The sequence below is a fragment of the Steroidobacter sp. genome, from assembly GCF_036406195.1.
Lineage (GTDB): Bacteria > Pseudomonadota > Gammaproteobacteria > Steroidobacterales > Steroidobacteraceae > Steroidobacter.
Window position 1 is genome coordinate 358782 of record NZ_DASWVW010000016.1, and the last position, 21902, is coordinate 380683.

Annotated in this window: 17 protein-coding genes; 11 read left to right on the forward strand and 6 right to left on the reverse strand. The window is 61.9% G+C overall.

Annotated features, from left to right (window positions below; genetic code table 11):
• Nucleotides 1-51: 51 nt before the first annotated feature.
• The 5 genes from VGE08_RS06970 to VGE08_RS06990 form a co-directional block, all read right to left on the reverse strand.
• A complete protein-coding gene (locus VGE08_RS06970; RefSeq protein ID WP_331067132.1) occupies nucleotides 52-876 on the reverse strand; it encodes a hypothetical protein in 825 nt (274 codons plus the stop codon).
• 102 nt (nucleotides 877-978) lie between these two features.
• Nucleotides 979-1581, reverse strand: a complete 603-nt coding sequence (locus VGE08_RS06975; RefSeq protein ID WP_331067133.1) for a hypothetical protein — start codon at nucleotides 1579-1581, stop codon at nucleotides 979-981.
• Nucleotides 1582-1732: 151 nt separating this feature from the next.
• Complete coding sequence (locus VGE08_RS06980) at nucleotides 1733-2413, reverse strand: hypothetical protein (RefSeq protein WP_331067134.1); 681 nt, start codon at nucleotides 2411-2413, stop codon at nucleotides 1733-1735.
• A 339-nt stretch (nucleotides 2414-2752) separates the two neighbouring features.
• Complete coding sequence (locus VGE08_RS06985) at nucleotides 2753-4345, reverse strand: isocitrate lyase (RefSeq protein WP_331067135.1); 1593 nt, start codon at nucleotides 4343-4345, stop codon at nucleotides 2753-2755.
• Between the two features lie 252 nt (nucleotides 4346-4597).
• Nucleotides 4598-5260 (reverse strand): GntR family transcriptional regulator, encoded by a 663-nt coding sequence (locus VGE08_RS06990; protein ID WP_331067136.1) that lies wholly within the window; start codon nucleotides 5258-5260, stop codon nucleotides 4598-4600.
• A gap of 130 nt (nucleotides 5261-5390) precedes the next feature.
• On the opposite strand from VGE08_RS06990, the gene VGE08_RS06995 reads away from it, so the two are divergent.
• From VGE08_RS06995 to VGE08_RS26520, 7 genes are all read left to right on the forward strand, one after another.
• Nucleotides 5391-6299, forward strand: coding sequence for a hydroxymethylglutaryl-CoA lyase (locus VGE08_RS06995; RefSeq protein WP_331067137.1), 909 nt, complete (start codon nucleotides 5391-5393; stop codon nucleotides 6297-6299).
• A complete protein-coding gene (locus VGE08_RS07000; RefSeq protein ID WP_331067138.1) occupies nucleotides 6296-8362 on the forward strand; it encodes a hydantoinase/oxoprolinase family protein in 2067 nt (688 codons plus the stop codon). The genes VGE08_RS06995 and VGE08_RS07000 overlap by 4 nt, the downstream gene beginning before the upstream one ends.
• Before the next feature lie 37 nt (nucleotides 8363-8399).
• Nucleotides 8400-10283 carry a hydantoinase B/oxoprolinase family protein gene (locus VGE08_RS07005; protein ID WP_331067139.1) on the forward strand — a complete coding sequence of 628 codons (1884 nt, stop codon included), beginning with the start codon at nucleotides 8400-8402 and terminating at the stop codon, nucleotides 10281-10283.
• Nucleotides 10280-11491 carry a CaiB/BaiF CoA-transferase family protein gene (locus tag VGE08_RS07010; RefSeq protein ID WP_331067140.1) on the forward strand — a complete coding sequence of 404 codons (1212 nt, stop codon included), beginning with the start codon at nucleotides 10280-10282 and terminating at the stop codon, nucleotides 11489-11491. Before VGE08_RS07005 ends, VGE08_RS07010 begins: the two co-directional genes overlap by 4 nt.
• Nucleotides 11488-12135: an isochorismatase family protein gene (locus VGE08_RS07015; RefSeq protein ID WP_331067141.1), complete on the forward strand. Its 648-nt coding sequence runs from the start codon at nucleotides 11488-11490 to the stop codon at nucleotides 12133-12135. Before VGE08_RS07010 ends, VGE08_RS07015 begins: the two co-directional genes overlap by 4 nt.
• Before the next feature lie 12 nt (nucleotides 12136-12147).
• The gene (locus VGE08_RS07020) at nucleotides 12148-14640 is read left to right on the forward strand and encodes a TonB-dependent receptor (RefSeq protein WP_331067142.1); all 2493 of its coding nucleotides are present in this window, start codon (nucleotides 12148-12150) and stop codon (nucleotides 14638-14640) included.
• A gap of 66 nt (nucleotides 14641-14706) precedes the next feature.
• Entirely contained in the window at nucleotides 14707-15054 is a 348-nt protein-coding gene (locus VGE08_RS26520; RefSeq protein ID WP_414717467.1) for a sensor histidine kinase, read from the forward strand.
• Here the strand turns inward: VGE08_RS26520 and VGE08_RS07025 are convergent.
• Entirely contained in the window at nucleotides 15041-17791 is a 2751-nt protein-coding gene (locus VGE08_RS07025; RefSeq protein WP_331067143.1) for a LuxR C-terminal-related transcriptional regulator, read from the reverse strand. The two genes, VGE08_RS26520 and VGE08_RS07025, sit on opposite strands and share 14 nt — an antisense overlap.
• 50 nt (nucleotides 17792-17841) lie before the next feature.
• Between VGE08_RS07025 and VGE08_RS07030 the strand changes: the two genes are divergently transcribed.
• The 4 genes from VGE08_RS07030 to VGE08_RS07045 are packed head-to-tail and all read left to right on the forward strand — an operon-like array spanning nucleotide 17842 to nucleotide 21840.
• Nucleotides 17842-18612, forward strand: coding sequence for an enoyl-CoA hydratase/isomerase family protein (locus VGE08_RS07030; protein ID WP_331067144.1), 771 nt, complete (start codon nucleotides 17842-17844; stop codon nucleotides 18610-18612).
• Entirely contained in the window at nucleotides 18613-19857 is a 1245-nt protein-coding gene (locus VGE08_RS07035) for a thiolase family protein (protein WP_331067145.1), read from the forward strand. It abuts the gene before it with no gap.
• 36 nt (nucleotides 19858-19893) lie between these two features.
• Nucleotides 19894-21039: an acyl-CoA dehydrogenase family protein gene (locus VGE08_RS07040; RefSeq protein ID WP_331067146.1), complete on the forward strand. Its 1146-nt coding sequence runs from the start codon at nucleotides 19894-19896 to the stop codon at nucleotides 21037-21039.
• Between the two features lie 24 nt (nucleotides 21040-21063).
• Complete coding sequence (locus VGE08_RS07045; RefSeq protein WP_331067147.1) at nucleotides 21064-21840, forward strand: SDR family NAD(P)-dependent oxidoreductase; 777 nt, start codon at nucleotides 21064-21066, stop codon at nucleotides 21838-21840.
• Nucleotides 21841-21902: the final 62 nt, after the last annotated feature.

A 21902-nucleotide genomic window follows, 5' to 3' on the forward strand; every position in this document is an offset into this window, starting at 1 on the left:
CTGCGGACGTTCAGTTGCTCTTTGAGCGCTTTGACGACTGCCGCTTGTCGGCTACATGCGGCCCTGCGGCCCAGGTACGATCGCGTTGAGCTCGATCTGATTGGCCTGAAGCAGCTGTCTGGCGCCCTTGCCGATGGGCTCGAACAGAACAGCGGCATTGTTCACGGTGGCGCCCTCTGCACGCAGCGCCTGGGCCAACTCCAACATCTTTCTGCCTCCCGTGGTGCTGTCGTCTATGAGGATTCCGGTCCGATTCTTGAGCGACATGTGCAAGGGATAGTCGAGTATCAGGTGGCTGCGATTATTGCCGGTGGGATCGTTCCCTTTGTCGCAAACCCCGAGCACCAGTGGTTTGCGGGCAAGGACCGCAAACTCGTAACCCAGCAAGGGCGCACCCTCTTTCGGAGTGGCTACAAAATCAAAGGCAAGCAATTCTTCAGCCTCGAGATGGGTGAACAGGATCCTGGCGTACTGCCGTGCCACCTCGGGGTCGGTCGTGCTGCCAATCACATCAATGAAGGCTTCGGCGGCAAAGGTCCGGCGCTGACCTACGTCGATTTTCGCATTCAAGGTGTGTTGTATCAGCATCTCCTTCAGGCGGCTCTTGTACTCCGGTTCCTCGCCTAGTGCCGAACGGATCCTGCGCATGAACCCGTTCGGGGTGGATGGCTTGTCGGCATCCCAGGTCACCTTGACTCCAAGGCTTTTTAGGGCCCGAAGCGTGGCGTCGAGACGATTCCGGGCGAACCACTTTGCGGCCCATGGAGGGAGCAAGCCAACCGCATCCAGAATGAAGATCAAACTGGAAAATGACAGCAGACACAGGATGGCGCCGCTGATCAGTACGCCAAACATATTGTTGAAGTCGATGGTCATTTCTCTGAGGTCCAAGGTTCGGTCAGTAGATGAGACTTCTCAGTGCTCGTACCCGCGACGAAGCCGCGACCGGCGCCGGGAATCGTAGTTCCATGATGCCCTTCATTCTTGCAGAAGGTGCGCCGTGCTGTTTGCAAAGACCCGCCCATATTCTGCAAGTGCGGAGCGCATCGAGTTTGCATCCGCGTGCTCGGACACCTGGAGGCGTTGAGAAATTGGCGATGAGGGTTCGCTTGAACCGCCGCCAGGTACGAATATGTCACCCACCACTGCATCGATGCCGTGGCTGCGCATCAGGGAACCGTACAAACCTGCATCCAGGATGGTAACTCCCGGCAGCACCGGCTTCACGTACAGACAGGAACGGATGCCTGATGCTTCGCAAGCCAAGAATGACTTGAAGCGTCGTTCCGGAGGTGTCGTGCCGCGTTCGAACTTCACCCATTGAGTTATGGTGGCCGAGCTCAAATAAGCTACGACCTGCCGCCGCCAATCCGGACTCTCGATGATAGGAAGTAGATCGTCTTGGCGAATTTCCCGCTTGGTCGCGAATTGAATCCAATTGTCGAACGCCAGCAGGCTCTGGATCAATCGGATGGTCTTCGGGCGTGTTGCCGAGTCCCAGCACTCCGAGAAACAGCCGATCGAAAGGACGGTGCCATCACGCCCCCTGACGAACCGACCATCCGCCTCGAGCTGATCCAATATGTCTTCAGGTGAGCGGGCTGTGCTCGAGACGGGCCGTTTTCCGAGTTGCAACCCTTCCGTGGGAAGGTAGCAGTAGCTGCAAGAGGAACTGCAACCAAGCTCGAGGTTCAAGAACAGGCGAGAGCGGTCGCCGCTTATGAACAGGTCCTCATGGGGTCTTTGCATGAACAAAGGCTAGTAATTCCTCGTGAATATCTGCGGGCGTGCGCAGTATCCCGTCCGCACCGATGCAGTGAATGACTTTCCAATTCGCCGCTGTCGTAGCGAGAGACCGGAACTGTTCCAAGGCGGCCTGCAGGTGATCCTTGGATTCCTCCTGGAGGTCATGGGTCTTATCGGTATAGGAGCGCTTTTCCTTTAATTTGACCAGCGATTGCGATGAAGCAACCGAGGAGTCGAGAAGGAACACGATATCCGGCTTGGGGAGTCGAAAAATCTCATACTCGACATGTTGTATCCACTGGGCCAGGCTGGCGCGGTCCGCGGGGGCAACCCTGGCGCTTTGGTGCGCGACGTTCGAGGGGGTGTAGCGATCGCATATCACGGTCTTGCCCGCGGCCAGTGCGGCGGCCAGTTTGTCGCGTGCCTCAAACCGATCGAGCGCATATAGAAGTGCCGAGAACTTGGGGTTCACTTCGGACAAGTTGCCATAGTCGCCGTGCAGATAGCGTCCGACCTCCGCCCCAAAGAACGACGTTTCATATTGCGGAAACCGAAACAGCTCGGTGGCGATGCCAGCCTTCGTAAGCGCATCGACCAGAAGCTGGCTCTGAGTCCCTTTGCCGCTTCCGTCAATCCCCTCCAATGCGATCAGTCGACCTCGAGTCATCGTCTTGCTTGCTCTTGAAAATTGACTGTTGCCGCAGGCGAGTGTCCGCGGCAGTGAGTGGCTATTGTGACAGAGGCCGGGGGCAGGGCACGAATGCAGTGCGCCGGTACCCGAGTAGACGAACGGCAGAGGGGTGGGTTGTCGCGGGCTCGAGCCGATATTCGACTGCAGCCGCGATCAGTCGCTGCGTTGTCAGGCGAAATTTCGATAAATCAAATAGTTAACGACAGAGACCCAGCAGGGTCGGCCAGTTTGTCTGCATCCGGTCATCGCTTCATAAGCAAGCGGCCCGAGGATTGCTCCTCGGGCCGCCGTATCGAAGTCACTGCGATCAGCAGCTCAGAACTGATTCATCGTGTTGTGGATGCCGCCCGCCTTGAGGGCCGCTTCGCCAGCGAAGTACTCCTTGTGGTCATCGCCGATGTCCGAGCCGGACATGTTCTGGTGCTTGACGCAGGCAATGCCCTCGCGAATTTCCTTGCGCTGGACACCGGCAACGTAAGCCAGCATGCCGTCTTCGCCGAAATAGCCCTTGGCCAGATTGTCCGTGGACAATGCAGCCGTGTGATAGGTCGGCAACGTGATCAGGTGATGGAAAATGCCGGCATCGCGGGACGCATCGCGCTGGAAGCTTTGAATGCGGCGATCGGCTTCCTTCGCCAGCTCGGTGCCGTCGTAGTCGGCGCTCATGAGCTTGGTGCGGTCGTAGGCCGAGACATCGATGCCGTCCTTGCTCCAGGCATCGAAGACCTGCTGACGGAAATTCAGCGTCCAGTTGAACGACGGGCTGTTGTTGTAAACCAGCTTGGCATTCGGCACGACCGCGCGAATGCGATCCACCATGCCCTTGATCTGGCCGATGTGGGGCTTCTCGGTCTCGATCCACAGCAGGTCGGCGCCGTGTTGCAGGCTGGTGATGCAGTCGAGCACGCAGCGATCTTCGCCGGTGCCGCTGCGGAACTGGAACAGGTTGCTGGGCAGGCGCTTGGGGCGTAGCAGCTTGCCACCGCGATTGATGATGACGTCGCCATTTTTCATGGTGTCCGGCGTCACCTCTTCGCAATCCAGGAAGCTGTTGTACTGATCGCCCAGGTCGCCGGGCTCGCGCGTGTAGGCAATCTGTTTGGTCAGGCCGGCACCCAGGGAATCCGTGCGAGCAACGATGACGCCGTCATCCACGCCCAGCTCCATGAACGCGTAGCGCACGGCGCGAATCTTGGCGAGAAAGTCTTCGTGCGGCACGGTGACCTTGCCGTCCTGATGGCCGCACTGCTTTTCATCCGACACCTGGTTCTCGATCTGAATGCAGCAGGCGCCCGCTTCGATCATTTTCTTGGCCAGCAGGTAGGTTGCTTCGGCGTTGCCGAAGCCCGCATCGATGTCCGCGATGATCGGCACCACGTGAGTTTCGAAATTGTCGATGCGGCTCAGCACCTGCTTTTCCCTGGCCGCATCTTTCGCGCTGCGCGCCGCGTCGAGCTCCCGAAACAGACCGCCGAGCTCACGGGCATCCGCCTGGCGCAGGAAGGTGTACAGCTCCTCGATCAGCGACGAGACGGCTGTTTTTTCGTGCATCGACTGATCCGGCAGCGGGCCGAATTCCGAGCGCAACGCGGCGACCATCCAGCCGGACAGGTACAGGTAGCGACGCTTGGTCGAGCCGTGGTGCTTCTTGATGGCGATCAGCTTCTGCTGACCGATGAAGCCATGCCAGCAGCCCAGCGATTGGGTGTACTGGCTGGCATCCTTGTCATAGGCGGCCATGTCCTCACGCATGAGCTTCGCGGTATAGCGCGCGATATCCAGACCCGTTTTGAAACGGTTCTGCAGACGCATCCGCGCGACATATTCTGGGCTGATAGCGCTCCAGCTCGGACCATTCTGGGCGATGACCGCCCCGGCTTGATCCGCGGTGTTTGCATAGTTGGACACAGACCTACTCCTATCTACATGACGGACCTGGCAGCACCGGTCCCACGAGCGGGTTCCGAGCTGGCCACGGAGGAGGCAACGATAGCCGGCGGCGATCCCGACGTAAAATATATGATTAATTCTATATCGATACGTTAAATGTATCGATCAAGGGGCCGCTTGCCCTGGCGCACAGCTGCAGGGGCGTAAGGGAGGGCGTCGCGTATCCCTGCTGAGCAGGGCAGAGCGAGGAAGAAAGCAGCAGGCAGGGAGCTACACGCCGGTGGGACCGCGCGATTCCGGACTGCCGCGCAATGCTGCTTGCGCGGCGAATATGTGTGATCGCATGACGGAGGCAGCCCATTGCGGATCGCGCGCTTCGAGTGCGCTCACGATTTCGAGGTGATGTGAAGCACTCCGCAGCAGGTGCTGTGGCTCGTACCTGTTGAACGTCTTGAGCATCATCGGTACTTCGAGGAGCGCGGGCAGCAGCGCGGCGAGGCGCGAGTTGCCCGAGAAATCCTGTAGCGTTTGATGGAATGCGCTGTTCAATTTGCCAATTCGCTCGATGTAACCCTCCGCGCGCGTGGCGGACTCGTGATACTGCTCCTCGGCCAGACGGCGCAGCTGCGTGATCCCTTCGCGAGTGATGTGCTCGCAGGCACTCGATGCGCCATAGGGTTCGAGCAGAGCGCGCAGCTCGAAGACGTTGCGTGTGTCTGCGTCGGTCCATGGCGTGACGACGGCGCCGACGTTCGGCAGTACTTTGAGAAATCCTTCCGCCTGAAGACGGCGCAGTGCCTCTCGCACCGGCGTGCGACTGACGCCCAGTGAATCCGCGATCTCCTGCTCGGTGATGCGCGAGGACGAGCCATAACTGCCGCGGACAATTCCGTCCCGCACCATCGCGTACGCCCGATCAACTGCCTGTGCCATAGGTGCAGCCTGCGTGGATTCTATGCACCATAATAGTGCTAAGTAACCAAGATTGTACGCGATATACCTCAAGGGTGCCCATATAACGCCAACTATTGCGTTTCAAACAACAAATTGCATACGATTTGTCATGGACGCTGGCATAGAAATCTTAGAAGTCGGTCCACGCGATGGGTTGCAGATCGACCCGGTGATCCTGCCGACGGACACCAAGATCGAGCTCATCTCTCGCCTGCTCGCCGCAGGGCTCAAGCGCATCGAGGTCGCCAGTTTCGTCAATCCCCGCAAGGTGCCGCAGATGGCGGATGCGGAGCAGGTGCTCGCTGGCCTGACCCGGCCCGAGGGCGTGCACTTCACCGGACTGGTCCTCAATCGCCGAGGTTTCGATCGCGCCGCCGCCGCCGGCTGCAACGAGATCGGCATGGTCGTGGTCGCGAGCGATACGTTCAGCGTGCGTAACCAGGGTGTGAGTACTGAGGAGTCGATCCTCGGATGGCTCGGCGTGGCGCGCGCTGCGCAAGAGCAGGGTATTCGCGCGCAGGTCACGATCTCGGCCGCATTCGGATGTCCGTTCGAAGGCGAGGTGCCGCTGGCTCGCGTGCTGGAGATCGCGACACGCTGTGCGGAAGTCGAGCCTTTCGAAATCTGTTTCGCCGACACGATCGGAGTCGCCGTGCCGAGCCAGGTCACCGAGTTGCTGACACAGGCTCGCGCGCGTCTGCCCGGTACACGCTTGCGCTGTCACTTTCACAATACGCGCAACACCGGAATCGCCAATGCCTGGGCAGCGGTAGAGTGCGGCGTGTCGGCGCTGGATGCGAGTGTCGGCGGCATCGGCGGCTGTCCGTTCGCGCCCGCGGCGACCGGCAACATCGCAACCGAAGATCTCATCTATATGCTCGATCGCAGCGGCGTCGCCACCGGCGTCTCGCTTGCAGGGCTCATCGAAACGACGAAGTGGCTGCAACGGCAACTCGGGCGCGAGGCGCCGGGCATGTTGCACAAGGCCGGCGATTTTCCCAAGAGAGCACTCCAGTGACATACCGATTAGGCGTCGATGTCGGCGGCACATTCACCGATCTGCTTCTGGTAGACGAGGCGAGCGGCGAGACGTGGTCCGCAAAGGTGCCGAGCACGCCGGCGGATCAATCGATCGGAGTGCTCGAGGGTCTCGAGCGCGTCTGCGCCAACGCAGGAATCTCGCCGACGCAGATCGATCACGTCATGCACGGCACGACGGTTGCGACGAATACCGTGCTGACCGGGACCGGAGCGAAGTGCGGATTGGTTACGACGCGCGGATATAGACAAGTGCTGCAGATCGCGCGCTCTTACGTGCCGGGCGGCCTCGGTGGCTGGGTGATCTACAACAAGAGCCTGCCGATGGCGCCGCTGTCTTGCACGATCGAGGCGCATGAGCGCATCAGCGCCCAAGGTGAAGTTGTCGAGGAGTTGAACGAAGCGAAGCTGCGAGAGGACCTGCGCAGTCTGCGTAGCAAGAATATCGAGGCATTGACGGTCTCGCTGATCAATGCGTTCGCGAACGATGCGCACGAGCAGCGGGTGGCACAGATCGCGCACGAGGAGTTGCCGGGAATTCCGGTGTCCCTGTCGTCACAGGTCGTGCCGGAGATGCAGGAATACGAGCGAACGGTGACCACCGTCGCGAACTCGTATGTGCGACCGAAGGTCGCGAAGTACGTGCGCAACTTGACGGCGAAGCTTGCTGAGCGAACCAAGTCGGTCAAATTGCACATCCTGCGCTCCGACGGCGGCCTCGCGTCAGCAGCGTCGTCCGAAGAGTTTCCAGTCAATCTGCTGATGTCGGGGCCGGCGGGCGGCGTCACCGGTGCGCTGTGGATCGCCTCGCAGGCGGGGTTTCCGAACCTGCTGACGCTCGACGTCGGTGGCACGTCGACCGACGTCGCACTGATCCAGAACGGAGAGCCTCGGCTGCGGCGTGAGACGACAGTCGGCGATGTCACCGTGCGCGCCTCGTCGGTCGACATTCGCACAGTGGGTGCCGGCGGTGGCTCCATTGCGCACGTGCCCGAGCTGACGAAGGCGCTGCGTGTCGGGCCGCAGAGCGCAGGCGCCGATCCGGGACCGGCCGCGTACAACAGAGGTGGCCAGGAGCCGACCGTTACCGACGCGAACGTCGTGCTCGGTTACCTGCCGGAGATGCAGCGACTCGGTGGCGACATGGTTCTCGATCGCAAGCTCGCTGCAAAGGCAGTGCAGAAGGTTGCCGATGCGCTGGGGCTGTCGCTGCAGCAGGCGGCGCTCGGCATTTACAACATCGTCAACGAGAACATGACCGGCGCACTGCGCTTGGTCTCGGTCGAACAGGGCTACGATCCGCGTGACTATGCCTTGATTGCCTTCGGTGGTGCCGGGCCGCTGCACGCGAATGCACTCTCGCGTCTGCTCGGGTCGTGGCCCGCCATCATTCCACCGGGTCCGGGCGTGTTGTGCGCGCTCGGCGATTCGACCACGGCCGTGCGTGACGAACGCTCGCGCACCTTCGTGCGTACCTTCAAGTCGATCACAGCGAATGAGGTCGCGCAGATCCTGCGCGACCTCGCCACCGATGCGTCGCAGGGCTTGAAGCAGGAGGGCGTCCCGGATGCCGACATGCGCACGAGCTACCAGGTGGAGGTGCGCTATCGCGGCCAGGGTTTGCGGCTCAGCGTCGATGTGGACCTCGAAGATCTGGAGCGGCGAGGCCTGATCGCGATCAGCGAGAAGTTCGATGCCGAGCACAAGCGTCTGTTCACGTTCACGCTGGAGCTTGATCACGAGCTCGTGACGCTGCGTGCCGCCGTGCGTGGCAAAACCATCGAGATCGAGCGGCGCGCAGTCAACGGTGGCGGCGAGGATCCGAAAGGCGCGGAGGTCGGGACGCAGGCCGTGTACATGGATGGCGAAGATCTGACCGCCATCGTGTACGACCGCACGAAGCTCGAAGCCGGTAACGTCATCCCGGGTCCTGCGATCGTCATGGAGATGGACTCGACGACGGTCATCCTGCCGGCGCATCGCGGCGTCGTCGATGCCCACGGCAACATCCTCATCTACCCCGACTCGCATCCAGTGCTGTAAGGCGAGCGTCGCTCGACAACCATCCAGGAACACCGCCATGCCTGCCCAGCTCGTCCAGCGCAATAACCAGCCCTACAAAAAAGTCCCCGTCGACACGGTGACCATCGACATCATCGAAAGCGCGCTCCGCAACGCGCGCTTCGAGATGGACACGGTGCTGTTCCGCACGGCCATGTCGCCGGGCATTCGCGAGCAGCACGATGAGTTTCCGATGATTGCGAACGTCGAAGGCAAGATGGTCGTCGGCCAGTTCGGCTCGTTCATTCACGGCTTTCTGCAGGGCTACGACGGCACGATCGAAGAGGGCGATATTTTCTTCACGAGCGATCCGTACTCGGTGAACGGCGCGATCTCGCACGCCAACGACTGGTTGATGCTGATGCCGATCTTCCGCGAGGGCCGCCTGCTCGCGTGGACGGCGATGTTCGGTCACATGACGGACGTGGGCGGCAAGGTCCCGGGCAGCTTGCCGACCGACGCGCGCCAGATCTACGAAGAAGGCATATGCGTTCCGCCAGTGAAGATCTACAAAGGCGGCGAATTGCAGCAGGATGTATTGCGCATCATCTTGCACAACTGCCGGCTGCCGCATTGGAATCTCTCCGACTTCAACGCGATCGTCGCGGCGCTGCGCACGGCCTCGCAGCGTTGCTTGCAGATCTCGCAACGCTTCGGCGACGACATCTTCTATTCCGCGCTGGATGCGATGCTCGAGCGGAACAAGCGCGCGATGCGCGAGCTCATCCGGCGCACTGTCCCGGAAAAGAAACAGCACTTCGAGGACTACATCTGCGACGACGGCCGCGGCATGGGGCCGTACAAGATTGCATGCGCGATGTGGCGCGAAGGCGATAAGTGCATCTTCGATTTCGCGGGTACCGATCCGCAGTCGATCTCCTCGATCAACTTCCTGTTGAACGAAGAGATGTTCAAGATGTTCGCGGGCGTGTACATGATCATGGTGTTCGACCCGCAGATCCTGTTCAACGACGGGTTCTACGATCTGATGGAGGTGCGCATCCCGGCGGCCACGCTGCTGAAGCCGCTCAAGCCCGCCGCGCTGTCGTGCCGCACGCACGCGCTCGGGCGCATCTTCGACGTTCTCGGCGGCCTGCTGGGGCAGGGCAGTCCCGATTTCCTGTGCGCGGCCGGATTCTCCGACAGCCCGCACTTCATGTACTCGGGCTACGACAAGAACGGCGAGTGGTATCAGCTGTACCAGATCACGTTCGGAGGCATTCCCGGCAAGCCCTTCGGCGACGGGCCGGACGGTCATTCGCTGTGGCCCTCGTTCACCAACGTGCCGAACGAGTTTCTGGAAAGTTACTTTCCGCTGCGGATCGAAACGTACGAGACGATCGCCGACAGCGGCGGCCCCGGCAAATTCCGCGGCGGCAACGGTTTGCGCATCGGCTATCGGTTCCTGGAGCCCGGCGAGATCTCGATTCACGACGACCGCTGGCTCACCTATCCCTGGGGTGTGAACGGCGGACTGCCGGGCCAGCGCAGCAAGAAGACGCTGGTGCGGCGGGACGGCTCGCAGGAGTTGCTGCCGTCGAAGGTCGATCGCATCAAGGTCGACGCAGGCGATCTGCTCTTGTCGGATACGTGGGGCGGCGGTGGCTGCGGCGATCCGTTGGAGCGCGACCCTTCGCTCGTGAAGTTCGACGTTGAGGCCGGTTTGGTGACGCGTGCAGGCGCCCGTCGTTATGGCGTCGTTCTGAACGATGACGACAGCGTCGATGAAGCTGCGACCGTGGCCTTGCGTCAGCGCATGGCGTCCGAGCGCGGGCCGAAGCAGCTGTTCGACCGGGGATTCGAGTCTATCGACGAATTGAAGTCGCGCTGCAAGGCAGAGACGGGGCTTGAACCGCCGCAGCAACCACAGTTCGTCCATTGGACGCAGCGTGGTGCCGTATGACCGAGGAACGTTTCAAGAACGGCCCGCTCTCCGATCTGCGCGTCATAGAGCTAGGAACGTTGCTCGCGGGTCCGTTCTGCGGCCAGCTGCTCGGCGACATGGGCGCTGAAGTCATCAAGATCGAGCCGCCGGAGCAGGGCGATCCGCTGCGGGTATGGGGGCGCGAGAAGGCGCACGGCAAGTCGCTGTGGTGGCCGGTCGTCGCTCGCAACAAGAAATCCATCACGCTCGATCTGCGCCGCCCCGAAGGGCAGCAGGTGTTGCACGAGCTGGTCGCGAAGACCGACTTTCTGCTCGAGAACTTTCGTCCGGGCACGCTGGAGAAATGGGGCTGCGGCTACGACGTGCTCGCGAAGATCAATCCGCGGCTGATCATGATTCGAGTCTCGGGTTATGGACAGAGCGGCCCGTACTCGCGTCGCGCCGGCTTCGGAGCGATCGGCGAAGCCATGGGCGGCCTTCGCTATGTCTGCGGGGATCCGAGCACTCCGCCGTCGCGCATGGGCATCAGTATTGGCGATTCGCTTGCAGCAACATTCGCGTGTCTTGGTGCGCTGTCGGCGTTGCATCACCGTGACGTGACGGGCAAAGGCCAGGTCGTAGACTCCGCGATCTATGAAGCCGTGCTCAGCATGATGGAGTCGCTCATCACCGAGTACGACAAGACCGGGTACATCCGCGAGCGCACCGGTGCGGTCCTGCCGAACATCGCGCCGTCCAATGTCTATCCAACGAGCGATGGCTCGATGGTGTTGATTGCCGCGAACCAGGACACGGTGTTCCAGCGACTGACGCAGGCGATGGGACAGCCGCAGCTTGCGCAGCAGCCGGAGTTCGCGACGCACGTTGCTCGCGGCGAGCGGCAAAAGCAGATCGACGGGATCATCGGCGATTGGACACGCACCAAGACCTGCGCCGAAGTGCTGCGGCTGATGGAGGAGTTCGGCGTTCCTGCGGGCCTGATCTATCGGGCGCCGGAGATGCTCGAGGACCCGCATTTTCGAGCCCGCGAGGCCATCATCTCGGTGCCGCATCCGGATTTTGGCGAGCTGAAGATGCAGAACGTCGCGCCGAAGCTGTCGCTCACGCCCGGTCGTGTGCGCTCACCGAGCCCGGGTCTTGGTCAGCACAACGACGAGATATATCGCGGACTGCTCGGCATGACCGCAGATCGTTACGCGCAATTGCAGGCAACGAAGGTCATATGACTACGCATCCCGGCGGCCCGGTCGACGCACGAGGCTACGGCGGAAGTCTCCAGCCGGGCGTGCATCCCGCGTTGCTGGTGATCGACTTCGTCCAGGCGTATACGCAGCCGGACTCGCCGCTTTACGCCGGACCCGATATCGAAGGCACGCGCCAGGCCTGCCAAGACCTGCTTGCGCTGTGTCGGAGCGCGGTCGTTCCCATCGTGCACACGAACGTCGCCTACCACGATGGCGGGCGCGACGGTGGCGTGTTCTTCCGCAAGGTGCCTGCGCTGAGGATTTTCGAGCGCGGCGCGCGATCGCCACTCGCCGAGTTCGCACCGGGCCTGAGTCCGGAGCACGGCGAAGTCGTCATCACCAAGCAATACGCCAGCGCTTTCTTCGGAACCACGCTTGCTTCCACGCTGACCGCACTGGGTGTCGATACGTTGCTGATCGCGGGTGTATCCACGAGCGGCTGCGTGCGTGCGACTGCAGTGGATTGCTGCCAGCACGGCTTCGTTCCGCTCGTGGTGCGCGATGCTGTCGGCGACCGTGGCGCCGGACCGCACGAAGCGAATCTCTTCGATCTGCAGACCAAGTACGCCGAGGTCGTAACGCTCGACCACGTGCGTACTTATCTTGCTGGGCTCAACAAAACATAAGGGGAGGCTTTTATGAAGCGCCGTGCACTGCTGACACTGTCCTTGGCGACTACACTGGGAATGGGCCATGCCGATGCGCAGGAATCGGCCACCACCCTGGAGGAAATCGTCGTCACCGCGCGGCAGCGTGCGGAGAAGATCGAGGATGTGCCCGCGACGATCCAGGCATTTACGGCCCGCGATATCCAGATTGCGGGCATCGAGAGACCGACTGACTTCATCGCGCTCACGCCTGGACTGGCCCAGGTGCAGACTGCGGAGGTCGGCGATCTGCAGCTCAGCATTCGCGGCCTGAATACCGGGCGCGATGCCGAAACGAATTTCGCGCTGGTCGTCGATGGCGTGTTGCAGACAAATCCCACTGCCTTCAACCAGGAGCTCGCCAACGTTCAGCAGATCGAGGTGCTGAAGGGGCCGCAGGGCGCCACCTACGGGCGCAACGCGGTCGCGGGCGCGATCATCATCACGACGCAGAGGCCCGAGAAGGACTTTGGCGGTAGCGTCGACTTGGGTTATGGCAACAACGACACACGCAAGGCGCGCGTATATCTCACTGGCGGCAGCGATGCGGCCCAGGTCGGCGTAAGCGCCTTCTATCGAGAGACCGACGGCTTCTTCGAGAACTCGTTCCTGGGCTGCGACGATTGCGTCGACTACTTCAAGGAATACGGCGTGACGCCGCGGCTGATCGTGCCGATGGGCGACAACGGCGAGCTGGACGTCAAGGCGAAATACTCGAAGCTCGAAGGAGGCGCGATCAACTTCAACGCGACCTTCGCGCTGCCGTTCTTTGCGACGTTCACGGGCAATCCGGACTTCTTCCAGGACGTGAACGATCACCATTTCAAATACATCAACAACATCGTGCCGAAGAACGAGCAGGAGAACAAACAGATTTCGGTGAAAGGCGAGTGGAACCTCGACGTGGGTACGCTGACGGCGTGGGTTGCATACAACGATCAGACCAACTTCTTCATCACGGACGGTGCGAGCGCAGCCTTCGGGCTGTACGCGCGCACGGCTGAATGCCAGGCCGACATCGCTGCTCAAGTCGGCGGCCCGCTGCCGTCGCCGACGTTCTACGCAGGTGCGGACTCCGTGCTGCCGCCGTATGGACCGTCGCGTTGTGACGGCTATCAGTATCAGCAGCGCGATCAGGAAGACGCCTCGGTCGAGATCCGCTTGGCTTCGCCGGCAAACCAGGCGTTTCGCTGGCTGGCGGGTGCGTACTACGCGGACATCGATCGACGCGTGGTCGTCGCGCAAGGTGGTGATCTAGGCATCGGCCTCATCGAGCAACCCTTCGTGCCTGGCACCGGACCGAATCCGACGGATCTGCTCTACGACGACGACCTGAACAGCAAAGTATCGGCGGTGTTCGGCCAGATTGCTTACGACGTGGCGCCCGGGGCCGAGCTCGCGCTGGGGTTGCGCTACGACCGGGAGGAGCGCTCCGTCGACAACAATGTGCCGACAGGCGCGCAAGCGTTTGCGCAGACGCCGCTGTTCGGGCCGGGGCCGACCGCGCCATACATCAATCCTGCGTACACCGTGAATCCCGCGCTCGCGACGAGCGGCATTCCGAGTCGCGACAAGACGTTCAGTCAACTGCAGCCGAAACTCTCGTTCAATTGGAAGTTCGCCGAAGACTGGGCTGCGTTCGCGTCGTACGGTTACGGATTCCGTAGCGGCGGCTTCAATTCGACGGGCAGCAACGCGACGATTCAAACATTCCTCGGCGGCCTGCGCTTCGTCGATGGGGCCGGCAATGTAACGACGACCCCGGCACTGGTCACGGAGGGAATCAATTACGACGAATATAAGAAAGAAGTGGCGAAGGCGGCGGAGATCGGCTTGAAGGCGGAGTTGCTCGATCGCAGCCTGTCGCTGAATCTGGCCGCGTATCACACCAAGGTCGAAGACATGCAGATCTTCAACTTCCTGGTCGGTCCGTTCGGCCTGCTGCGTGTCGTGATGAATGTCGACGAGGCGACACTGCAGGGCGTGGAGGGGAATGTGCGCTGGCGTGCGAATCAGTACGTGAACTTGTTCGCGGGCTTTGGCTTGCTCGACAGCGAGATCGACCGGTATAACGGGCGCCCATACACAAAAGGCAACCGCGTCCCTTACGCGCCCGACTACACGGCGACGGCAGGCGTGGATTTCACCGTGCCGATGGGCAACTCGGGAATCTCGTTCATCGCGCGTCTGGACGCGAGCTTCACTGGTGAGACTTGGTTCAGCGCCGTGCAGGAAGAATCCGTCGTCACGCAGTTCGGCGTGCCGGGCGACTACTCGAAGACGAGTCGCGATGCTTTCACCGTGTTGAATGCACGCGCCGGAATTTCCACTGACCAGTGGCAGGTGATGGCCTGGGCCCGCAACCTGACCGACGAGGACTATCTGGCGGAGGTGATTCCCGCACCGGAGTTCGGCGGCGGGTTCGCTCACCAGGCGCCTGGTCGGGGGTTCGGACTGGATCTCAAGTATTCGTTCGGGCGCTGATCCCCGGACAGTCCAGAGAATCGAACGCCAGCCATTGAAGGCAGGATTGGAGTGGCACCGGTGCCTGTGCACCGGTGCCACTCGACGGCGCAAACTGCGGCTCGGTATCCCAATCATTCCGGGACGCGCGGGATCGGACTGTCCGCCGATGCTGCTACTGTGATCATTGCCGATGATGGGCCCGGCATCTCTGCGCATGCCGCTGCGTCCTTGTTCGAGCGATTCCGCCGCGGTCCCAATGCTTCTGGCCCCGGCGCAGGGCTCGCAATCGCGAAGTGCATCATGGAGCGACAAGGTGGACACCTGTCGCTCGACACGAAAGCGGCCCGCGGGGCGTGTTTCGTGATGGAGTTTCGGGTGGCTGAAAATCCCGGTGATGCGCGCCAGCGGCTGCGTGCTGTCATCCCTCTATGAGTTTGCGCTGTCGCGCCTGGGCGAGCGCGGCGTAGCGACTATTGACGCCGAGCTTGCCAAAAATGTTTTTCACGTTCCACTTGACCGTGTTGGGCGAGAGGTTGAGCGTCAGGGCGATGCGTTTGGTGGACATCGATTGATCGAGCATGCTCAGAACCTGCAGCTCACGCGGTGTAAGTCGCGTGTCGTCAGGTGAGTTCGTGTCGTCCCGCGTGCCTCCGCCGCCTCCGTCCGCAGATCTCGAGACAGCCACGATGTGCCGGGCGAAAGAGGCGACAGATTCTGGCAGGTCCTTCGTGCGAGAAATCTCGTCGATCTGGCGCAGCAGCGCCGGGCCGTGATCGATGAATGTTCGTAACATGCCGAGGCGCGCGCCAGCGGCGAGAGCGCTACGCAAGCTGGCGTGGGCAGCGTCGGTGTTTCCGGAGGCGGCATGAATGCGTGCCGCCAGCAGATCGCAATCCGCCAGCCGACCTGCGCGACGAAATCGCTCATACCATTCTCGCGCGATCACGCAGTGAGCCAGTGCCTCCTCATGCCGGCGCTCCGCCAGGCTCACGCTTGCGCGGGCTCTGGCAGCAATCGCAACGGTTTCGCAATCGGAGTGCGATGTTTCAGCTTGCCGGCGGACATGCTCCGCTAGCGCATCGCGCGCGGCGATGGCACCCGGCACGTTGCCAATCTGCAGTTCGAGCTCGACACGCAACCCCAGCACTGCCGCAGTCGCCCGGGCGAAACCCGCCGCGGCAAAGTGCGCATGTTGTGACTTCAGGAAGTCCATGGCGTGTCCGCGTTCGCCCTGCAAGGCATCCAGCCGCGCCTCGCAGAGCGTCGCCTGGATTGCAGTTTCGGGTGTCGAACGCCTGAGCATGTCCATGCGGTTGGCCAGCAGCTCGCGGGCACCTTCGATGCAGTTTGTTTCATAGCGCGCGGCCGCAAGCAGCGCCGCACAGATGCTGGCGGAGATAGAACGGCGGCCGTGCGCTGCTTCTGCTCGGGCGAGGAGATCGTCGCCGAAGCTGATCGTGGCGGCGCAATCGCCGCTGTACCAGTGCGCCATCAGCAGCACGGTCTCGGCGATCAGCATCATCTCGTCCGAGCGCTCATGCTGTGCGACTGGATGAGTCGAGAAAAGCTGCCAGGCCTGGTCGAACCGCCCCCGAGCAACCAGGCCGAGCAGCATGGCCGTCAGACGCGTCTGCCGCATCATTCGTTCGGTCAGCAGATTTTCGGGGATGCGATTTACGTCTTCGAGCAGATCCGCCGTGTCGTCACGCTGTGTCTTGACGATGGCGCGCACCAACTCGACGCGAGCTGCCAGCGCGGGATTCTCGATTGTCGCGCTGTGCGGCACGCGGTCGAGAATCTCGCGTGCTTGCTCGGTTCTGCCGGTCAAAGCATGGGCGAGCGCACCGAACACTGGCAGCAGCGGATGCGGAATCTGCAGCTGAGCCGGAATCTGTTCGAGCCAGCGCACGAGCGGGCCAAGGTGGCTGAGGCGGGTTTGCTCCAGTGCCAGGCGTTCGACCAGTTCGATCGCGGAGTAGGGGCGCCCGGACAGGGTACCGTGACGCAGCACTTCCGGCAGCAGGTCCTTGTCCGCGAACCAGCGGCAGGCGCGCTCATGAATCTGCGCGACAACGTCGGCGCCTCGACGTGCGAGGCGCTCGGCGAGTACGTCGGAGAACAGCGGATGAAATCGGAACCACGGTTCGCTGTCGTCAGTGTCCACGGGGAAGAGAAAGAGATTCGCACGTTCGATCTCTTCGATCGCCGTGGCGGCGTCGCTCCTGCCGGTCACATGGCTGGCAAGCGGCGCACAGAAGCGACGAAACAATGCGAGCGGTTCCATGAACTCCACCAGTGCCGGCGACAGCTGCGTCAGCACGTCTTCGGCGAGATAGCTGCGCAGATCGCGCGCCTGTAGTACCAGCTTGCGCAGATCCACGGCGTGCGGCGATCTGCCATTCAGAGCGATCGTCACGAGCTGCAGGGTTGCGGGCCAACCTTCCGTCACGTCGTGAATCAATCGCGCCTCGTCGGTGGAGAGTTTCCTCGCCAGATTGCGCTCGAGAAAATTCATCGACTCGTGAAAGTCGAACGGCAGATCGGTGCACTCGATCTCACCGAGCTGTTCCATGACGCGCGATCGGCTCAATCTCAGGGCGGGTGTGGCGCGAGCGGCAATGATCAGGTGGACGTTGTCCGTCCCCATGTCGAGAAGGCGTTGCACGAGTTGATGCGCGCGTGGGTCTTCGACGTGATGGAAGTCGTCGATGATCAGATAGAGCTCGCGCGACGCATTTCTCGCCTCGTTGATCAGAGCGCGGATGACGGCTTCGTTGCCCGCTTCGGAATCATCGAGCATCGAATCCTCGGCGTGCGCGGCAAGTCCCAGTTCCTGGGCCGCCACCAGCAGATAACTGCGAAAGGCCGGTAACAGTCGCTCGTCCGGGCTGAGCGATAGCCAGGCGACGTCGTGGCCTTCCTTGAGGAGTTCCTGGCGCCACTGGGCGAGCAGGATGGTCTTGCCGAATCCCGCGCTGCCGGTGACCAATACCAGCCGTCGCTGCCGAAGCATGCGTAGGCGCTCCAGGAGCTGGCGCCGAGGCACGATCCGCGCTCCGATACGCGGTGGCGCCAGCTTCGTCGCGAAGAGAAGAGTGTTCAGCGTCACTTTGTTCGCTTGGCTCGATTCCCCGTACCCACACCCTACCCCGCAGGTAGGGGGAGGCACAATTCACCCGCAGCTATGCTGCCACCAAAGTCAGCTGAAGGGGAGCAGCATTGTCACTGGTCATAGAACAACGAGGCCCCGTGGGTTGGTTGCGCCTCGATCGTGCCGACGCGATGAATGCATTGAACGCCGGCATATTGCGCCCGGCGATCGACCAGCTGCACGGCTGGGGAGGCGATGCGAGCGTGCGCGTCGTGGCAATCACTGGAACGGGCCGAGCCTTCTGCGCCGGCGCGGATCTCAGGGAGATCCTGCAGCCCGCGGCGGCCGACGGCAAAGATCTGCTCGATCTCGGTACGCAGTTCTATGCGGCGTTACGAAACTTTCGCAAGCCGCTCATTGGTGCCGTCAACGGGGTGGCGTTGGCGGGCGGACTGGAGATTCTGCTCGCTTGCGATCTCGTGATCGCCGCCGAGAGCGCCCGGTTTGGCGACGCGCACGCCAACTACGCGGTGCTGCCGGGTGGAGGCAGCACTGCGGTCCTGTCTCGAAGGCTCCCACCGAACGTGGCGAAGTACCTGTTGCTCACTGGAGAGACGCTCACGGCGCTGCAGCTGCACTCGTGGGGATTCGTCAATGAAGTCGTACCGGACGCCGATCTGGTCGCGCGCGTTCAGCAGCTCGGGGAGGCGCTCGCCGCGAAGAGCCCGCTGGTACTTGCTCGATTGAAGGCGTTGGCAAACGCGGCGCTCGACCGCAGCGTCGCAGATGCGCTGCTTTTCGAGCAACTGGAGTCGCGTGCCCACATGCACTCACACGATTTCCGGGAAGGTCTCGACGCGTTCGCATCGGGGCGTCAACCAAAATTCGAGGGGCGTTGAATGCAAGACATCTATGTCGTCGGGGTCGGCATGACACTGTTCGGTCGTCATCTCGACAAGTCCATCAAGCAACTGACGGCCGCGGCGGTGGAAGAGGCAGTGAATGACGCGGGGTGCGATCGACGACGCATCGGTGCAGCGTTCTTTGGCAACGTCGTGCAGGGGTACATGGGGGGGCAACAGTTCATTCGCGGTCAGGTGGCGTTGGCTCCGTTGGGGCTGCAAGGCATTCCCGTGTTCAACCTCGAGAATGCATGCGCCACAGGCAGCAGCGCGTTCAATCTGGCGATGAACTACCTGCAGGCCGGCAGTACGGATGTGGCGATCGCAGTCGCCGCCGAGAAGATGTATTCATCGGACAAGGCGAAGATGTTTTCCGTGTTCGATTCCGGCTGGGACATCGATACCCCGGAGGAGAACGAACGCACGCTGCTCGCGATGGGCCAGGGCGTCGAAGTGCCCGAGGGCACGACGTCGCCCAAGCCCTATAGCCGCTTCATGGATATCTACGCGGCCTACGGCCGCCAACTGATGCGGCTTTCCGGTGTGACTCAGCGCCAGCTCGCGATCGTCGCTGCAAAGAACCATGCACACGCGGTTCACAACGAACGCGCGCAATACCGTCAGGCAATGACGCCGGAAGAAGTGCTCGCGGCGTCGCCTATTACCTATCCCTTGACACTGCCCATGTGTGCACCGGTATCGGATGGGGCCGCCGCCATCATTCTGTGCACTGAAGAAGCGCTAAAGCGTCATGGATTCGATCGCCGTCGTGCGGTGAAGGCGCTTGCCAGCGTCATGCGCTCGGCGACCACGAGAGACGCCGACGATCTCGATAAGCACGTTACTCGCCTGGCCGCGCTGGGTGCGTATGAGCTGGCCGGCGTCGGTCCTCGAGATATCAATGTCGTCGAGTGCCACGACGCCACTGCCATCGGCGAGCTGGTACAGATGGAGGCGCTCGGCATCTGCAATCGAGGCGAATGCGGTGCGCTGGTGGAGTCGGGCGCGACCAGCCTCGGCGGACGTGTGCCCGTCAACCCGTCCGGCGGCCTGGAGTCGAAGGGACATCCGATCGCGGCGACCGGCCTCGGACAGATCTTCGAGCTGGTCCAGCAACTGCGCGGTGAATGCGGCCCACGTCAAGTGGTCGGCGCGCGGCTGGCTCTTCAAGAGAATGGTGGCGGATTGTGGGGCGTCGAGGAAGCAGCCGCCCATGTCGGTATCTTCGCGCGCGTAGTCTGATTTCGACCAGGTTGAATTCCTTAGGGTGGTTTCGAAATGAACATCACGCCTGCGACTGCCGAACAGGAAGCCATGGTGGAAAGCTTCCGCAAGTATCTGCACGCGGAAGTTCGTCCTGTCGCTCACGCCTACAAGGATCGATTGATTCCTCGGGGAACCGTGCTGGAGCTCACGCAGGCGATCGCCGATTTCGGCCTGCCAGGTGGCGCCATTGCCGAGGAGCACGGTGGCCTTGGCCTGCCCTGGGTGACCCAGGCGATGCTCTACGAGGAACTGGCTCGCACCAGCGCCGACCTGGCGCTGGTGGTGATGATCAATCTGCTCGCGGCGCCGGCGTTGCTGTCGGCACGCCCGGAGGTTCGCGATCGTTACCTGCCAGGACTGATCGCGGGCAAGTCGATCGCGTGCTTTGGCGCTAGCGAACCGGGTGTGGGGTCCAACGTCGCGGACATTCGCACCCGCGCTCGCCGCGCCGGCGATCACTTCATCATCAGCGGCGAGAAGACCTGGATAACGAACGGTAGTTACTCCGATTTTCTGATCTGCACGGCACGCACCGGCGAGCAGGAGCTGTCACACATACTGATCGACCGTGAGGAGCACGGTTACGAAGCACACAACATCGACAAGATCGGCTTCTCGTCGCAGTCGACTGCCCAGATCTTCATCAACGACGCACGTGTGCCGGTCGGCAATGTAATCGGCGAACAAGGAATGGCGCTGCGTCACACGTTGATCATGTTCGAACGCGCCCGGGCTCACGTAGGGCTCACGTCTGTAGCCATCATGCGCGAGGCGCTGGCGGCATCGATCGAGTACGCCACGCAGCGCGAGCAATTCGGAAAAAAACTGGCTGCCCACCAGCTCATCGCTGCAAAGCTCGCCGAAATGGCGACGCACGTCGATGCGTCACGGCTGCTGTGCTACCGAGCGCTTGCGTTGATCGATGCCGGCGTGCGTTGCGACGTGGAGTCTTCCATGGCGAAGTGGTATGCGACCGAAATGGCGGTCAAGGTGTGCCGGGACGCGGTTCAACTGCACGGTGGCAATGGAATCACGCGCAGCTTCAACCTCGAATCGTATCTGCGCAACGCCATCATCATGCCGATTCCTGACGGCACCACCGAAATTCAGAAGCTCATCATCTCGCGCGGGCTCACCGGCGTGGGCGCGTTCGTCTGAACTGAATCAACCTAGAGGCTGGCGATGGAACTACGGAACAAGGTAGCGGTGATTGCTGGCGGCGCGTCCGGTCTGGGCAGGCGTACCGCCGAATATTTCGTGCATGAGAAGGGCGCGCGCGTTGCGATATTGGATCTCGACGAAACCAATGGCGAGAGCCTCGCGGCCCTACTTGGTGAGCAGAATGCGATCTATTGTCACGTGGATGTCAGCGACGAGGCGTCCGTCGCCGCGGGTATCGCCAGCGTCATAGCGAAGTTCGGCGCCATCCATGCGTGTATCAATTGTGCGGGCGTACCGACTCCGATGAAAATTCTCGACAGAGAGGGCAAGCCGTCCGGCTGCGCGCGCTTTGCGAAGACGCTCGCGATCAATCTCGCGGGCACCTTCAACGTGATGGCTCACTGTATCGAGCACATGGTGAAGAACCCGCCTTGCGATAGTGGCGAACGTGGTGTCGTGATCAATGTCGCGTCCGCTGCAGCCTTCGAAGGTCAGGTGGGGCAGACGGCCTATGCATCGAGCAAGGCGGGAGTCGTGGCGCTATCTCTACCGGCGGCCCGCGAGCTCTCCGCAGTCGGCATCCGCGTCAACAGCGTGGCGCCCGGGCTCTTCAACACGCCCATGGCGCAATCCGTCAGCGCCAAGGTTCTCGACTCGTTGCTGAGCATGATCGAGTTTCCCAAGCGTTTTGGCGACATGACGGAGTTCGCCAGTCTGTGCGCGTACCTGTGCGAGAACGCCTATATCAATGGCGAGTGCATCCGGCTCGATGCAGCGACGCGCCTGCGGGCGAGGTAGTTGGATACCCTCCCGGCGGGGTGGGTTCCACGGCGCGTATTTGCGCGAAACTGCTTGCGAGT

Excerpts from the sequence above, each read along its gene's own strand:
- VGE08_RS06970 (WP_331067132.1), bottom strand. The coding sequence starts at position 876 with ATGACCATCGACTTCAACAATATGTTTGGCGTACTGATCAGCGGCGCC.
- VGE08_RS06980 (WP_331067134.1), bottom strand. The coding sequence starts at position 2,413 with ATGACTCGAGGTCGACTGATCGCATTGGAGGGGATTGACGGAAGCGGC.
- VGE08_RS06990 (WP_331067136.1), bottom strand. The coding sequence starts at position 5,260 with ATGGCACAGGCAGTTGATCGGGCGTACGCGATGGTGCGGGACGGAATT.
- VGE08_RS06995 (WP_331067137.1), top strand. The coding sequence starts at position 5,391 with ATGGACGCTGGCATAGAAATCTTAGAAGTCGGTCCACGCGATGGGTTG.
- VGE08_RS07005 (WP_331067139.1), top strand. The coding sequence starts at position 8,400 with ATGCCTGCCCAGCTCGTCCAGCGCAATAACCAGCCCTACAAAAAAGTC.
- VGE08_RS07010 (WP_331067140.1), top strand. The coding sequence starts at position 10,280 with ATGACCGAGGAACGTTTCAAGAACGGCCCGCTCTCCGATCTGCGCGTC.
- VGE08_RS07015 (WP_331067141.1), top strand. The coding sequence starts at position 11,488 with ATGACTACGCATCCCGGCGGCCCGGTCGACGCACGAGGCTACGGCGGA.
- VGE08_RS07020 (WP_331067142.1), top strand. The coding sequence starts at position 12,148 with ATGAAGCGCCGTGCACTGCTGACACTGTCCTTGGCGACTACACTGGGA.
- VGE08_RS07035 (WP_331067145.1), top strand. The coding sequence starts at position 18,613 with ATGCAAGACATCTATGTCGTCGGGGTCGGCATGACACTGTTCGGTCGT.
- VGE08_RS07040 (WP_331067146.1), top strand. The coding sequence starts at position 19,894 with ATGAACATCACGCCTGCGACTGCCGAACAGGAAGCCATGGTGGAAAGC.
- VGE08_RS07045 (WP_331067147.1), top strand. The coding sequence starts at position 21,064 with ATGGAACTACGGAACAAGGTAGCGGTGATTGCTGGCGGCGCGTCCGGT.